3 protein-coding genes and 3 rRNA genes are annotated in these 15,140 nt (G+C 65.8%); all 6 read right to left on the bottom strand.

Annotated features, from left to right (window positions below; translation table 11 throughout):
* Positions 1 to 6: 6 nt before the first annotated feature.
* The 6 genes from C1N80_RS08080 to tyrS all read right to left on the bottom strand — a co-directional run bounded on the left by C1N80_RS08080 (position 7) and on the right by tyrS (position 15,118).
* Positions 7 to 6,249, bottom strand: a complete 6,243-nt coding sequence (locus C1N80_RS08080) for an Ig-like domain-containing protein (protein WP_137770297.1) — start codon at positions 6,247 to 6,249, stop codon at positions 7 to 9.
* Positions 6,250 to 6,535: 286 nt separating this feature from the next.
* Positions 6,536 to 7,546, bottom strand: a complete 1,011-nt coding sequence (locus C1N80_RS08075) for a polyprenyl synthetase family protein (protein ID WP_137770296.1) — start codon at positions 7,544 to 7,546, stop codon at positions 6,536 to 6,538.
* A 331-nt stretch (positions 7,547 to 7,877) separates the two neighbouring features.
* Positions 7,878 to 7,994 (bottom strand): 5S ribosomal RNA (rrf, locus tag C1N80_RS08070).
* 118 nt (positions 7,995 to 8,112) lie between these two features.
* Positions 8,113 to 11,176, bottom strand: a 23S ribosomal RNA gene (locus tag C1N80_RS08065).
* A 360-nt stretch (positions 11,177 to 11,536) separates the two neighbouring features.
* Positions 11,537 to 13,055: ribosomal RNA gene (locus tag C1N80_RS08060) — 16S ribosomal RNA — on the bottom strand.
* The 16S, 23S and 5S rRNA genes sit together here, the layout of an rRNA operon.
* Positions 13,056 to 13,849: 794 nt before the next feature.
* Positions 13,850 to 15,118 (bottom strand): tyrosine--tRNA ligase, encoded by a 1,269-nt coding sequence (gene tyrS / locus C1N80_RS08055; RefSeq protein ID WP_137770295.1) that lies wholly within the window; start codon positions 15,116 to 15,118, stop codon positions 13,850 to 13,852.
* Positions 15,119 to 15,140: the final 22 nt, after the last annotated feature.

Here is a 15,140-nt window from a genome sequence, read left to right as displayed (position 1 = left end):
AGGCGGTCACTTCACCGGATAGACCTTGTTGGAGTCGGCGGACCTCCCATCCTTCTCGACCCAGATCCAGACGGCCTTGTTGGGATTGCCCCAGTAGGGCTTCCGGCCGTCGCCGTGCAGCTGCCACCTGCCGTTGCCGTCCGTGGTCAGGGTCCCGGTGGTGGCGGTGCTGCCGTCGGTCGTGGGGTACCAGCAGTTCCCGCCGGCGAGGCCCTCACCCTTCACGCAGTAGGTGTAGGTCGTGTTCGGATCGAGGCCCGAGACCGTGAAGTCGATGTAGTAGCAGCCGCGTCTCGTCGTGCAGCCCTTCTCATGGCTCGCGTCGCCCACGGTCCCCTCGCCCGAGACGCTCGGGGTGGGCGTCGCGGTCGGGGCGTTCGCCTCGGCGCTCGCCTCGCTGACGAGCCCGCCGCGGTTCCTCGCCCGCACCGTGATCGTGTGCTTCTGCCCGCTCGAGCCGCTCACCGAGCCCGGGCAGTCGCCGAACGCACCGCCGTCGATGCTGCAGGTGAGGGTCACCGGGTCCGCCCCGCCGCTGCCGTTGGCGGAGGAGGAGAAGGTGACCGAGCAGGAGCTGCCGGAGCAGCTGCCGGGAGCGGCGGAGACGCTCGGCGCCGCGGGCGTCGTGTACGGGGTGACGCTGTTGGACGCCTTCGAGTAGTCGCTCTCGCCGCCCTCGAAGCGGTTCCGCGCCTTGACGGTGAAGGTGTAGGCCTTCCCGTTCGTCAGCCCCTCGATCCGGGTCGAGTTCTGCGAGGCGTCCACGATCTTCGTCTTCCCGGACCAGCTGACCACGTAGTCCTTGACCCGTGTGCCGCCGCCGTCGGCCTTCTCCCAGGAGACGTCCACGCGTCCGTTGGGACCGGCGCCCTTCCCCTCGTCCGGCAGCTTCGCGGTCACCTTCCCCGGTGCCTCGGGCTTCGCCCAGGGCACGACCTTGTTCGAGGCCGCCGAGGCGGAGGTGCCCGTGCCCACCGAGTTCACGCCGGTGTAGGTGAAGGAGTACTCGGTGTCCTCGTCGAGGCCGCGGAAGGTGTACGAGTTCGTGCCGCTCCGCGCCGTGACGGTCTTCTCCTGCCCGCCGGAGGCGGTGATCACGTACTGCGTGATCGGCTCGCCGTTGGACTCGGCGGTGGTCATCGCGGGCCAGGTGACGGTCACGCCGCCGCCGATCGGATCGTTGACGCGCGAGGCCTCCATCTTCCCGCCGGGCTTGCCGGGCTTGCCGGCCGGGTGCTCGGGGGCGGACCAGGCGGACCAGTCCGAGGGGTCGTCGGCGAGGTTCATGGCGCGCACCCGGAAGCGGTAGTCGGTGCCGTTGGTGAGCTCGGAGAACTCGTGCGTGGTCGCGCCGCCCTCGACGTTCACGGCCTCCGTCTGCCCGGTCGCGGTGTCCTGGATCTGCACGTCGTAGGACTGGATCGCGGAACCGCGGTTCTCGGGGGCGGACCATGTCACGCCGAGGCGGGTGTCACCGCGCTCGGCGGAGGGCGCGGCGGGCTTCTCCGGCTTCACGTCCGGCCGAGCCTTGGCGGAGGCGACGGACGGCTCCGACTCCCCCACCTCGTTGGTGGCGGTGACCCGGAAGGTGTACTCGGTGTCGTTGGCGAGCCCGGTGATCGTGCACGAGGTCGCGGGGCACTGCGTCGGCTTCGCCGATCCGCCCGCGGGGGTCACGGTGTACCCGGTGATCGGGGCGCCGTTGTCGTCCCCGGCGGAGAACCTCAGCTCGACGCTGCCGTCGCCCACCTCGCCGATGCGCGGGGCCGACGGCGCCTTCGGCACGTCCCGCACGGTCACGCGGACCTCGCCGGTGACGCGGCGGTCGGGGTCGCCGGTGTCGTCGAGCACCGCGTACTCCACGGTGAGGGTGCCGTGGAAGCCGGCGTCCGGGGAGATCTCGACCTGGTCGCCCTTGGCCTCGGCCTTCCCCTCGCCCGCGGTCGCCCGGGCGCTCTCGATCGTCCGCTTCCCGTCCTCGAAGGGGTTGGAGTCGTTGGCGAGCACGTCGACCGTGCCGGTCTTCCCCGCGTCGATCGTCGCGGTGTCGAGGCCGGCGGAGATCAGCGGCCGGTTCGACCCGGTGACGTTGACCTGCACGGAGGCCGTGACAGGGTCGTGGCTGCCGTCGGTGACCGTGACGGGCACGTCGATGATCGTCCCCTTGACGGCCGTCGTCGACGCCGTCGCGGTGAGCGTGCTGCCCTCGAGCGCGACGTCGACGCCCTTGCCCTCCGGCACGGCGGCGAGGGCGTACTCGAGCTCGTCCCCCTCGGGGTCCTCCGCGCCGGCCGAGAGGTCCACGGGGGGCGAGGACTCGCCCTGCTCGACCCGCAGCGAGGCGCCCTGGAAGGTGGGCGGGAGGTTCTCCTCCTTCTCCGTCGAGGGCTTCACCTCGATCGGGATGGCGAGTGTCGCGGTCGCCGCGGTCGCGTCCCCGCTCGCGCCGTCGGAGACCTCGACCGACACGGTGTCCTGGCCGGAGAAGCCCGCGGCGGGGCGGTAGGTGATCGTCGAGGCGTCCGTGACGAGCTGCGAGCCGTCGGCGTGGTCCGCGGAGACGCTCTCGGCGTCGGTGATCGTCGCGGCCTCGGCGCCGGGGCGCACGCGCACGTTCTCGGGGCTCGAGAGGTCGATGCTGGCCTCGCCCTCGAAGTCGACGGTGACCGGCTCGCCCACCCACACGGGGGGCTGCTTCGCGGTGCCCGGCACCCAGATGTAGCCGTAGGCCTCGAGGCCGTCCGGGTCCTCGACGCGGTAGCGGATGCGCTGCTGCTCCTCCTGCGGGGTGACGCGCACGGTGCCGTCGTCGCGGGCCTGCGTGCCCTCGGGCGCGCCGTCGGGCAGGGTCACCTCGAGGTCGGTGGTCGCACCGTCCGGGTCGGCGTCGTTCGCCCTCACGTCGACGTCCACGTACTCGATCTCGGGGTCGAGGGCGTCGTCCGGGGAGACGAAGTCGTCGCGGGCGATCGGGGCGAGCAGCGGCGCGTCGGGGTTCACCTTGACGGTGATCGTCCCGGTGCTGGAGAGCTGGCCGTCGCTCGCGGCGTACTGCACGGTGTGGGTGCCGGGCTCCTCGGGGGTGGTCACGGTGACCATGCCCTCGGGGGACTCCTCCTGGGGCGCGACCTCGATCTCGCTGATCGCCTCCACCTGGCCGGCGTCCACGGAGAGCGGCGCCCCCTCGGGGTCGGTGTCGTTGGCGAGCACCGGGACCTGGACGTCGCGGCCCGGCTGCACCTCGACCGTGTCGTTGACGGCGTACGGGGGCTGGTTCTGCTCGCTCGGGGCGGCGATGCCGACCTGCACCTCGGCGGTGCCGACGGCGCCGCTGCGATCCATCACCTGATAGCGGAAGCGGTCCGTGCCGGTCGCGCCGTCGTGCGGGGTGTACTCGATCCACTCGCCGGTGGTCTCGGTGACCTCGCCGAGCGAGGGTGCCGGGGAGGCGATGCCGGTGATGATGACGGAGTCGCCGTCGGGGTCCACCCCGGTGGTGCGCACGGGGATCCGCACCGGTGTGCCGGAGACGGTCCGGGCGGTGAGGTTCTCCGGCCGCGGTGGGGTGTTCGCGGCGTCCTCGGCGATGATCGAGATCGTCACCCGTGCGGATCCACGGCGGCCGGTCTCGTCGATCACCTGGTAGGTGAGCGTGACCTCGCCGCTCGTGCCCGGGTCCGCGAGATAGCGGATCCTGTCCTCGGTGACCTCGAGACGTCCCTTCGCGTCGGCGCTCTCGGTGTCCAGGAGCTTCTCGACGGTGAGGTCGGAGCCGGTGGGCGAGGAGTCGTTGTCGAGGGCGTCGATGAGCACCATGTCCCCCGCGCGGACCGTCGCGCGGTCGGGGACGGTGACGGGGTTCGCGAACTGGGTGTCGGTCTGGGCGAGCATGACACGGGCCGTGCCCTCGCTCCGACCGGCGGAGTTCGCGACGTGGTAGGTGAGCGGCACGGGACGGCCCGTGACCTCGGCCCCGGGCTCCGCCTCGATCCGCAGCAGGCTGTGGCCGACGACCGTCGCCTTCAGCCCGCTGCCCTCGGGGACGTCCACACCGTTGACCACGAGCACGCCGCCGGTGGGGTCCACGTCGTTCTGCAGCGGGTCGATGAGGGTCTCGGTGCCGGTGGTGACGGTGCCCATGTCGTCCACGGCGACGGGCACGAGCTCCTCGGAGCTCTCGGGCAGCACGTCCACACGGATCACGCCCGGCGAGGTCTCGGTGGTGCCGCTCGAGGCGACCGCGTAGTCGAGGTAATAGGTGCCGGGCTCCTGTCCGGAGACCTTGACGGTGCCGGCCTCGAGCGCGGGGTCGATCTCGAGGCGGTCGTCCTTCGAGACGTTCGTGAGCTCGAGGTCGCCGCCGTTGGGGTTGAGGTCGTTGGCGAGCGGCTTGATCGTCGCGGAGCGGCCCTGGACGATGCTGACGTGGTCCGCGGTCGTGATCGGGGTGAGGTCGGCGTCCGCGACGGCCTCGATCTCGAGGGTCCCCTCCCCCACCTCGCCGTTCTCGTCGCGGACCTGGAGGGTGACCTCCTTCTTCCCCGTCGTGAGGCCCGCGTCGTTGATCGTGAGGCGGCCGTCCGGGGTGAAGGAGACGATGTCCTCCGGCTCCATGGTGGCGTTGGAGAGGTAGAAGGCGTCCCCGTCGGGGTCCTCCCAGTACGGGAGGATGTTGAGCGAGACGGACTCGCCGGAGCGCACCTGCACCTTGGTGAGGCGGTCCTCGGCGGGCCGGGGGGCGGAGTTCTCGCCCTCCGGGACGACGTTCAGCGTCACGGTCGCCGTGTCCGTGCCGCCGCGGCCGTCGTCCGCCGTGTAGGCGAAGGTCTGGGAGCCGGTGGCGTCGTCCGCGACGTCCACCTGCAGCTGGGTGTCCCCCTCGATGGGTGTCACGGTCCCGATCGACGGCCCGCGACCCTTCACGCCGACGGTGAGCACGTCGCCGTCGGGGTCGGTGTCGTTGCGCACGACCGGCAGCACGATGCTCTGGCCGGCGCGCACGCCGAACTCGTCGACGTTCGCGGTGGGCTTGCGGTTCTCCTTGTCGCGCTCGGCGGCCACGTTGGTGATCGTGGTCGTGAGCGTCTCCTTCTCCTTCTCCTTCGCCGTGCTGGTCTCGATGTCCTGGGTGATGACCCAGTCGTCGACGACCTGCATCTGCTCGGCGATCATCCAGGAGAGGCCGAACTCCTGGTCGTTGAGGACCACGAGGTCATGATTCACGCGAAGGGTGAGCTCCTCGCCCCCGTGCGTGTCCGGGACCGCCTCGGGCACGGGCTCCTGACCCTCACAGGCACGCACGTAGCGGTTCGAGGCGGACCAGGCCCCGTAGGCGCAGCCCTTGGCCTGTGCCGGCTCCGTCGGCTCACCGTTGCCGCCGGCGGGGATCTTCTGCGGGTCACCGCCGCCGAGGGGGACGAGGAACAGCGCATCGGCGGTGGCGACGGCCACCTGGTCGGACTCGGTGCTCTGCTGCTGGAGCTTGGCGTCCTCGAGGGAGGCGACCCCCTGGTCGACGAGGCTCACGTCCTTGCCCTTGGTTCCCAGGCGCAGCAGCTGGTTCTCCGCGTCGAGGATGACCGGCTCCTCGCCGACGGTCGACAGCTGGAGGGACTCCGGCTTGGACGAGACGCCGCTGATCGTGACCGGCTTGCGGGCGACCTTCTTGGTGTTGCGCGTGTTGGGCTCGCGGGGGAAGGTGAGCAGCTGGTCGCCGTCGAGGACGAACACGGTGCCCTCGGTGCTCACCGCGATGCGCGGAGGCGTGCCCTGGGACTCGTAGACGGGATCCGCGCCGGAGGGGGTGAAGGCGGCGGCCTCGTCCGGGGACATGACCCAGACCTTGCCGTCCGGGGAGGCGATCGCGACGCGGTCCCCGCCGAGCTTCACCTGGCTGCCCGTGGCGAGCTCGACGACGCCGCCGCGGGAGAGGCCCTCGGTGTTGATGGGCGTGAAACCGCGCGGACCGGTCTCGATGACGTCGTAGCCGGACTGCAGCAGTCCGAGGTCGTCGCCTGTCTGTGCGATGCGGGCGTCGAGCTCCTGCGCGTCGACGTTGAGGCGGCCCATGAGGCCCTCGTGGCGGTTGGTGACCCAGACCCCGCCGTTGTTGACGTCGACCACGGAGGAGCTCAGTCCAGGGTGGTGGATCGCGAACCCCGTGATGACGAGCGAGGCGATCGCCAGGACCGCGGCGGAGATCGCGCCGGTTCGACGGCGACGGCGGATCGCACCGGTGTCGACGGACATGCTCGTTCCCCCATGAAGACTCGCTCGAGAGTCGTGGACGCGGAGCACCTGTGCTGAGGACGGGCGGAACTCCGGGGAACCGCACCGGGCCTCCGCACCGAGGCGGGCGCTGTGCGGGCGACCGACCCTGTGGGTCCGGTCGACCGGTCAGGACCTCCCCCGGGCTCGGACCACCGTATGCACGACCCGATCAGGGTACTCAAAGGCCGCGTTCAGCGCCATGTGTCCACAACGCGCCCCACCTGGGCAGGGACGGTCCCCCGCGGGAGGAGGGCCTGGTCCGGGCTCAGCGGCGACGCTGCACCAGGGTCGAGGTGAACGTGATGAGGGCCTCACGGACCGACCCCTCGGGAAGCTCCTCGAGCACGGCGATGGCCTCCGCCGCGGTGCGCTCGGCGAGCTGACGGGTCTCCTCGAGCGCCGGGTCCTCCCGCAGCAGCGCGACGAGCGCACCGAGCTCGGCGTCGTCCTCGAGGTCGCCGTCGAGCCGACGGACGATCTCAGCGGTGCGCTCGTCCTGGGGGGCTTGGGCGGCCCGCCGGCGCACGATGAGGGTCGGCATGGTCGGCACGCCCTCACGGAGGTCGATCCCGGGGGTCTTCCCGCTCGTGCCCGCGTCGCTCGCGAGGTCGAGGACGTCATCGGCGAGCTGGAAGGCGACACCGACCTTCTCGCCGTAACGGCGCATGATCTCCGCCGCGCTCTCCCCCGCACCGCCGAGGAGGGCGCCGAGCTGGCCGGCGAGGGCGAGCAGCGAGGCGGTCTTGTCCGCGAGCACGGAGATGTAGTGCTCGAAGGGATCGTCCTTCTCGGTGGGGCCGACGGTCTCGTGCAGCTGCCCCAGGCACAGGCGCTCGAAGGTGTGGGAGTGCAGACGCACGGCCTCGGTGCCGATGCTCGCGCTCAGCCCGCTCGCACGGGCGAACAGGAAGTCGCCGGTGAGGATGGCGACGTTGTTGCCCCAGATCGCGTGCGCACTGCGGGCGCCGCGCCGGGTCGTCGCGGAATCCATGACGTCGTCGTGGTACAGGCTCGCGAGGTGCGTGAGCTCGACGAGCACGGCCGCGTCGACCACGCCCGCCGCGTCGACGTCCCCGAGGGAGGCGGCGAGAAGCGTCAGCATGGGACGCACGCGCTTGCCGCCGGCGTCCATGAGGTGCCTGCCCGTCCACCGCACCATGTCGTCGCTCGTGGCCACGGACTGACGAAGCTGCTCCTCCACCTCGACGAGGCGCTCGACGATGCGATCCGCGATCACGTCGTCGATGTCGGGAACGGCCGGCAGCGAGGACGGCATGGCTCTCCTGAGGGTCGGCGCTCGCCGGCGGACCGACGGACGAAGAACGGTGGCGGGCCGAGGCCCGACGCGAGGGGCGTTCCTGCCCCCGGTGCGCCGCTGAAGTCTACCCGGCGTGGCACCTCGCGCCCCGAGCGCATGGTCCCGAGCGGGCCAACGCCACACGCCTGCTCGCGCACTGACACGGTGCGTCGAAGACGTGCAGGCGACGACGTGAGTACTCTCCGGACGCCTCGACCTGCAATGGGGCATGAAAAAAGGGAAGGGCGGGGGACGGCGAGACACTCTCACGAGCACCCCAGCGACGTCCTCCACCCTTCCCGATGAAGATGTCCGGCGGCGACCTACTCTCCCACACCCTCCCGAGTGCAGTACCATCGGCGCAATCGAGCTTAGCTTCCGGGTTCGGAATGGAACCGGGCGTTTCCTCGATGCTATGACCGCCGTAACACGGCGAGACCAACCAGCCCTGACCAACCACACCCCCGACCAGGGGACGCAGTGGCAGGAGTTGCTTCTCCAGAACCACACAGTGGACGCGAACACCAGCAAACAAAAACTTTGATGTTGATAAGTCATCGGCCATTAGTACCAGTCAGCTCCACACATTGCTGTGCTTCCACATCTGGCCTATCAACCCAGTCATCTACTGGGGGCCTCTCACCCACAAGGGGCACGGATATCTCATCTTGAAGCAGGCTTCCCGCTTAGATGCTTTCAGCGGTTATCCCTTCCCGACGTAGCCAACCAGCCATGCACTTGGCAGAACAACTGGCACACCAGAGGTCAGTCCATCCCGGTCCTCTCGTACTAGGGACAGGTCTTCTCAAATATCCAACGCGCGCAGCGGATAGGGACCGAACTGTCTCACGACGTTCTAAACCCAGCTCGCGTACCGCTTTAATAGGCGAACAGCCTAACCCTTGGGACCAACTCCAGCCCCAGGATGCGACGAGCCGACATCGAGGTGCCAAACCATGCCGTCGATATGAGCTCTTGGGCAAGATCAGCCTGTTATCCCCGGGGTACCTTTTATCCGTTGAGCGACACCCATTCCACAATGAGGTGCCGGATCACTAGTTCCTGCTTTCGCACCTGCCCGACATGTCTGTCTCGCAGTCAAGCTCCCTTGTGCACTTACACTCAACACCTGATTGCCAACCAGGCTGAGGGAACCTTTGAGCGCCTCCGTTACTTTTTGGGAGGCAACCGCCCCAGTTAAACTACCCATCAGGCACTGTCCCTGATCCGGATCACGGACCGAGGTTAGGAATCCAGAACGACCAGAGTGGTATTTCAACAACGACTCCACACTCACTAGCGTGAATGCTTCCCAGTCTCCCACCTATCCTACACAAGCCGTTCCGAACACCAATACCAAACTATAGTAAAGGTCCCGGGGTCTTTCCGTCCTGCTGCGCGTAACGAGCATCTTTACTCGTAATGCAATTTCGCCGAGTTCGCGGTTGAGACAGTGGAGAAGTCGTTACGCCATTCGTGCAGGTCGGAACTTACCCGACAAGGAATTTCGCTACCTTAGGATGGTTATAGTTACCACCGCCGTTTACTGGGGCTTAAATTCTCAGCTTCGCTCCAAAGAGCTAACCGGTCCTCTTAACCTTCCAGCACCGGGCAGGCGTCAGTCCGTATACAGCGTCTTACGACTTCGCACGGACCTGTGTTTTTAGTAAACAGTCGCTTCTCCCTGGTCTCTGCGGCCCTCAGGGCTCTCACCCTTCAGGCCCCCCTTCTCCCGAAGTTACGGGGGCATTTTGCCGAGTTCCTTAACCACGATTCTCTCGAACGCCTTGGTATTCTCTACCTGATCACCTGAGTCGGTTTAGGGTACGGGCGACCGTATTCGTCACGCCGGAACTTTTCTTGGCAGTACAGGATCACTCACCTACGCCCATACGGGATCCCCATCACGTCTCACCCTGGATGACCCCAGCATTACCCGGGGTCGGGCTGCACGCTTAGACGGACTATTCCATTAAGTCCGCGGAAGCTACCTCTCTGCGTCATCCCTCGCGCTGACCTACTACAACCTTGGTTCCCAGCCTCACAGCATCCCTCACCCCGAAGGGCAAGAGGACTGATCGGGTGGTTAGCATCGACTGCCTCGGTATGGGTCCTCCTACGATCGGTTCGGGAATATCAACCCGATGTCCATCGACTACGCCTGTCGGCCTCGCCTTAGGTCCCGACTAACCCAGGGCGGATTAACCTAGCCCTGGAACCCTTGATCAATCGGCGGACGGGTTTCTCACCCGTCTTTCGCTACTCATGCCTGCATTCTCACTCGAACAGCCTCCACCACTGGGTTCCCCCGCGGCTTCGCTGGCTGCTCGACGCTCCCCTACCCATCCCGGCAGAACCGGAATGACACAGCTTCGGCGGTGTACTTGAGCCCCGCTACATTGTCGGCGCAAAATCACTTGACCAGTGAGCTATTACGCACTCTTTCAAGGGTGGCTGCTTCTAAGCCAACCTCCTGGTTGTCTCAGCAACTTCACATCCTTTTCCACTTAGCACACGCTTAGGGGCCTTAGCTGATGTTCTGGGCTGTTTCCCTCTCGACTATGAAGCTTATCCCCCACAGTCTCACTGCTGCGCTCTCACGTACCGGCATTCGGAGTTTGGCTAAGGTCAGTAACCCGGTGGGGCCCATCGCCTATCCAGTGCTCTACCTCCGGCACGAAACACGCAACGCTGCACCTAAATGCATTTCGGGGAGAACCAGCTATCACGAAGTTTGATTGGCCTTTCACCCCTATCCACAGGTCATCCCCTCCATTTTCAACTGAAGTGGGTTCGCGCCTCCACGCGGTCTTACCCGCGCTTCACACTGCCCATGGATAGATCACTTCGCTTCGGGTCTAGAGCCGGCGACTGAACGCCCCGTTCAGACTCGCTTTCGCTACGGCTACCCCACACGGGTTAACCTCGCCACCGACCACTAACTCGCAGGCTCATTCTTCAAAAGGCACGCCGTCACCCCGTAAGGCTCCGACGGATTGTAAGCACACGGTTTCAGGTACTATTTCACTCCCCTCCCGGGGTACTTTTCACCTTTCCCTCACGGTACTTGTCCGCTATCGGTCAAGAGGTAGTATTCAGGCTTACCAGGTGGTCCTGGCAGATTCACACCGGATTTCACGGGTCCGGTGCTACTCGGGAACAGCACTCAACGCCATGCAACAGTTTCGTCTACGGGGGTCACACCCTCTACGCCGTCGCACTCAACACGACTTCGACTACCATCACACATTCACGTCGACCGTCCGGCAGAACAGTCCAGCACGTCCCACAACCCCCAACCTGCAACCCCTGCCGGGTATCACACAGGCTTGGTTTAGCCTCATCCGCTTTCGCTCGCCACTACTCACGGAATCACTATTTGTTTTCTCTTCCTGCGGGTACTGAGATGTTTCACTTCCCCGCGTTCCCTCCACACCACCTATACATTCAGTGGCGGGTACCAGGGCATGACCCCTGGTGGGTTTCCCCATTCGGACATCCTCGGATCACAGGTCGGTTGTCACCTTCCCGAGGCTTTTCGCAGACTCCCACGTCCTTCATCGGCTCCTCTTGCCAAGGCATTCACCGTGTGCCCTTTAAGACTTGGCAACACAAAGACACTAAAATTGCTTACAAGATGCTCGCGTCCACTATGTAGTTCTCAAGAAGCAACCCCACACCCACACCACCAACGCAACCGCGCCGACCATGCAGGGGAGGACCAGCCACACACCCCGCACCGACCCGAAGACCGGTGACAGGGCTGCGTGCAGCCTCACAACTCAATAGCGTGCCTCCACCTCGAACCCACCATGACCACCGCTCGTTCCACACCCACTCGAGAGCAGGTCGTACTGGAGCCGGTCACCGCCGGCGAAGTGCCTCTTCGTTGATGTTCCACCCTTGAGCAACCATCCTCACCACACGCGGGTGAGCAGACAGCCACCAATCATTGGTGTAGCTCCTTAGAAAGGAGGTGATCCAGCCGCACCTTCCGGTACGGCTACCTTGTTACGACTTAGTCCCAATCACCGATCCCACCTTCGACAGCTCCCTCACGAGGATGGGCCACTGGCTTCGGGTGTTACCGACTTTCGTGACTTGACGGGCGGTGTGTACAAGGCCCGGGAACGTATTCACCGCAGCGTTGCTGATCTGCGATTACTAGCGACTCCGACTTCATGGGGTCGAGTTGCAGACCCCAATCCGAACTGAGACCGGCTTTTTGGGATTCGCTCCACCTCACAGTTTCGCAACCCTTTGTACCGGCCATTGTAGCATGCGTGAAGCCCAAGACATAAGGGGCATGATGATTTGACGTCGTCCCCACCTTCCTCCGAGTTGACCCCGGCAGTCTCCCATGAGTCCCCGCCATTACGCGCTGGCAACATGGAACGAGGGTTGCGCTCGTTGCGGGACTTAACCCAACATCTCACGACACGAGCTGACGACAACCATGCACCACCTGTGCACCAGTCCGAAGAAAACCCCATCTCTGGAGTCGTCCGGTGCATGTCAAGCCTTGGTAAGGTTCTTCGCGTTGCATCGAATTAATCCGCATGCTCCGCCGCTTGTGCGGGCCCCCGTCAATTCCTTTGAGTTTTAGCCTTGCGGCCGTACTCCCCAGGCGGGGCACTTAATGCGTTAGCTACGACGCGGAAAACGTGGAATGTTCCCCACATCTAGTGCCCAACGTTTACGGCATGGACTACCAGGGTATCTAATCCTGTTCGCTCCCCATGCTTTCGCTTCTCAGTGTCAGTAATGGCCCAGAGACCTGCCTTCGCCATCGGTGTTCTTCCTGATATCTGCGCATTTCACCGCTACACCAGGAGTTCCAGTCTCCCCTACCACACTCTAGCCTGCCCGTACCCACCGCACGCCCGAGGTTGAGCCTCGGGTTTTCACGGCAGACGCGACAAGCCACCTACAAGCTCTTTACGCCCAATAATTCCGGACAACGCTTGCGCCCTACGTATTACCGCGGCTGCTGGCACGTAGTTAGCCGGCGCTTCTTCTGCAGGTACCGTCACTTTCGCTTCTTCCCTGCTGAAAGAGGTTTACAACCCGAAGGCCGTCATCCCTCACGCGGCGTCGCTGCATCAGGCTTTCGCCCATTGTGCAATATTCCCCACTGCTGCCTCCCGTAGGAGTCTGGGCCGTGTCTCAGTCCCAGTGTGGCCGGTCGCCCTCTCAGGCCGGCTACCCGTCATCGCCTTGGTGAGCCACTACCTCACCAACAAACTGATAGGCCGCGAGCCCATCCTTCACCGAAAAACTTTCCAACACCCGCCATGCGACAGGAGCTCATATCCGGTATTAGCCCCGATTTCCCGAGGTTATCCCAGAGTGAAGGGCAGGTTGCTCACGTGTTACTCACCCGTTCGCCACTAATCAGACCGAGCAAGCTCGGTCGTCATCGTTCGACTTGCATGTGTTAAGCACGCCGCCAGCGTTCGTCCTGAGCCAGGATCAAACTCTCCATGAAAAAACATGAAAAACTATAAACCTGACAAAAAAACAAACAACCAGCATGTAACTGCTAATCATCCGTATATTCTGCCAATCAAATATTGGCATCAACAAATAGACACGCTATTGAGATATCAAGCAACACGCACACATCGGCACCACACCGCTGACGGTGGGACTTCGAGGTGCTGCGCCGTTCGGATGGACCGCTCGGCGACTCTGTCTCGTCGTCGTTCCGGCGCGAGTCACTACTCTAGCAGTTCCTCGGGGCCTTCGCAACTCCGACCCGCGTGGTCCGGGTCACTTCCTGATCGCGCTGCGATCCCTCCGTGTCCCGCTCCGTGCGGCCGATCCTCGAGAGGATCGGGCCCGTGCTCCGTCGGCCTCCTCGTCCGTCCCCGCTCCCTCTCGGGGGGCGGTGCGTCCGTCTCGGCGTCCGTCGCGCTGACAAGAGAAAACATTACGGGCACCGGAGCGGGGCGTCAAACCGCATCGTTCACCCCCGATTCACCCGGCGTAGAGGTCATCCGTGCAGGTCAGGGTCACTTTCCTGGCTTTGCGTCATCCCTTGCTCACGTGGATGTGACCTAGCCTTGAGAGTGGCCTCACGTCGGGGCGACAAAAAGTGCGGGCGGGTACCTCGTCGTGCTATCCGCGGAGCCGTCCACCCTCGCCGGGCACTGTTCCGCGGATGCTCTCCCCCGGTCGGCGCACGGCCGGCACCGCACCGCACCGCATCACACCGACGACGGACGCCCCCGCCCGCACCGGTGGGTGCGGACGAGGGCGTCCAGAAGGTGGTGACCGCGATCAGCCGGCGAGGCGGACCATCGCCGCGCTCTTGCGGCCGCGCCGCAGGAGCAGGTGGCCACCGGGGAGCGGGGACAGCGCGCCGATCTCTCCGGTCAGCTGATCGGTCGCGATCTTCTCGCCGTTCACCGAGAGACCGCCCTCGTCGGCCCCGCGTCGGGCGGCGCCCTTGGAGTCGACGATCCCCGCGGCGATGAACGCGTCCACGAGCGGCGTGTGACCCGGGAGCTCGGCGCCGGGCAGCTCGCCGGCGATCGCGCGGACCGTCGGCTCGTCCAGGGAGCGCACGTCCCCCTTGCCGAACAGGACAGCTGCGGCGGCCTCGGCCTGGTCCGTCGCCCCCTGCCCGTGCACGAGGGTCGTCATGTCCTGGGCGAGGAGCTTCTGCGCCGCGCGACGATGCGGCGCCTCGAGCGTCGCCTGCTCGAGCTCGGCGAGCTCCTCCCGCTCACGGAACGTGAAGAACCGCAGGTAGTTCATGACGTCGGCGTCGGCCGCGTTCAGCCAGAACTGGTGGAAGGCGTACGGGCTCGTCAGCTCCGCGTCCAGCCAGATCGCCCCGCCCTCGCTCTTGCCGAACTTCGTGCCGTCAGCCTTGGTGACGAGCGGGGTGGTCATCGCGTGGGCGTCGTGGCCCTCGACCTTGTGGATGAGGTCCACGCCCGAGAGCAGGTTCCCCCACTGGTCGTTGCCCCCGTACTGCAGGGTGACGCCGTGGCGACGGTGCAGCTCCAGGTAATCGGTGCCCTGGAGCACCTGGTAGCTGAACTCCGTGTAGCTGATGCCCTCGTCGCTCGCGAGCCGGCGCGCGACCGTCTCCTTCGCGAGCATCGTCCCCATGCGGTAGTGCTTGCCGATGTCCCGCAGGAACTGCAGGGCGCTCATCTCTCCGATCCAGTCGAGGTTGTTGACCATCTGCACGCCGAACTCCCCCTCGAGGTCGAGGAAGCGGGAGATCTGCCCGCGCAGCGACTCCACCCAGCCGGCGACGACCGACTCGTCGTTCAGGACGCGCTCCCCGGACATCCGCGGGTCGCCGATCAGACCCGTCGCCCCGCCCACGAGGGCGAAGGGCCGATGTCCCGCGAGCTGGAAGCGGCGCATCGTGAGCACCTGGGTCAGGTGGCCGACGTGCAGGGAGGCGGCGGTCGGGTCGAAGCCGCAATAGAGGCTGATCGGTCCGTCCGCCAGAGCGCTGCCGAGCGCCTCGCGCCCGGTGGTCTGCACGACGAGTCCTCGCCAGTCGAGGTCGTCCAGGACGGTCTGCATCGATCAGGTTCCTCTCCAGGTT

The sequence above is a fragment of the Brachybacterium sp. SGAir0954 genome, assembly GCF_005490785.1.
Taxonomy (GTDB): domain Bacteria; phylum Actinomycetota; class Actinomycetes; order Actinomycetales; family Dermabacteraceae; genus Brachybacterium; species Brachybacterium rhamnosum.
This window is presented reverse-complemented; position numbering and strand designations above follow the sequence as displayed.

Coding starts and splice junctions, on each gene's coding strand:
- C1N80_RS08080 (WP_137770297.1), bottom strand. CDS start 6,249: ATGTCCGTCGACACCGGTGCGATCCGCCGTCGCCGTCGAACCGGCGCG.
- C1N80_RS08075 (WP_137770296.1), bottom strand. CDS start 7,546: ATGCCGTCCTCGCTGCCGGCCGTTCCCGACATCGACGACGTGATCGCG.
- tyrS (WP_137770295.1), bottom strand. CDS start 15,118: ATGCAGACCGTCCTGGACGACCTCGACTGGCGAGGACTCGTCGTGCAG.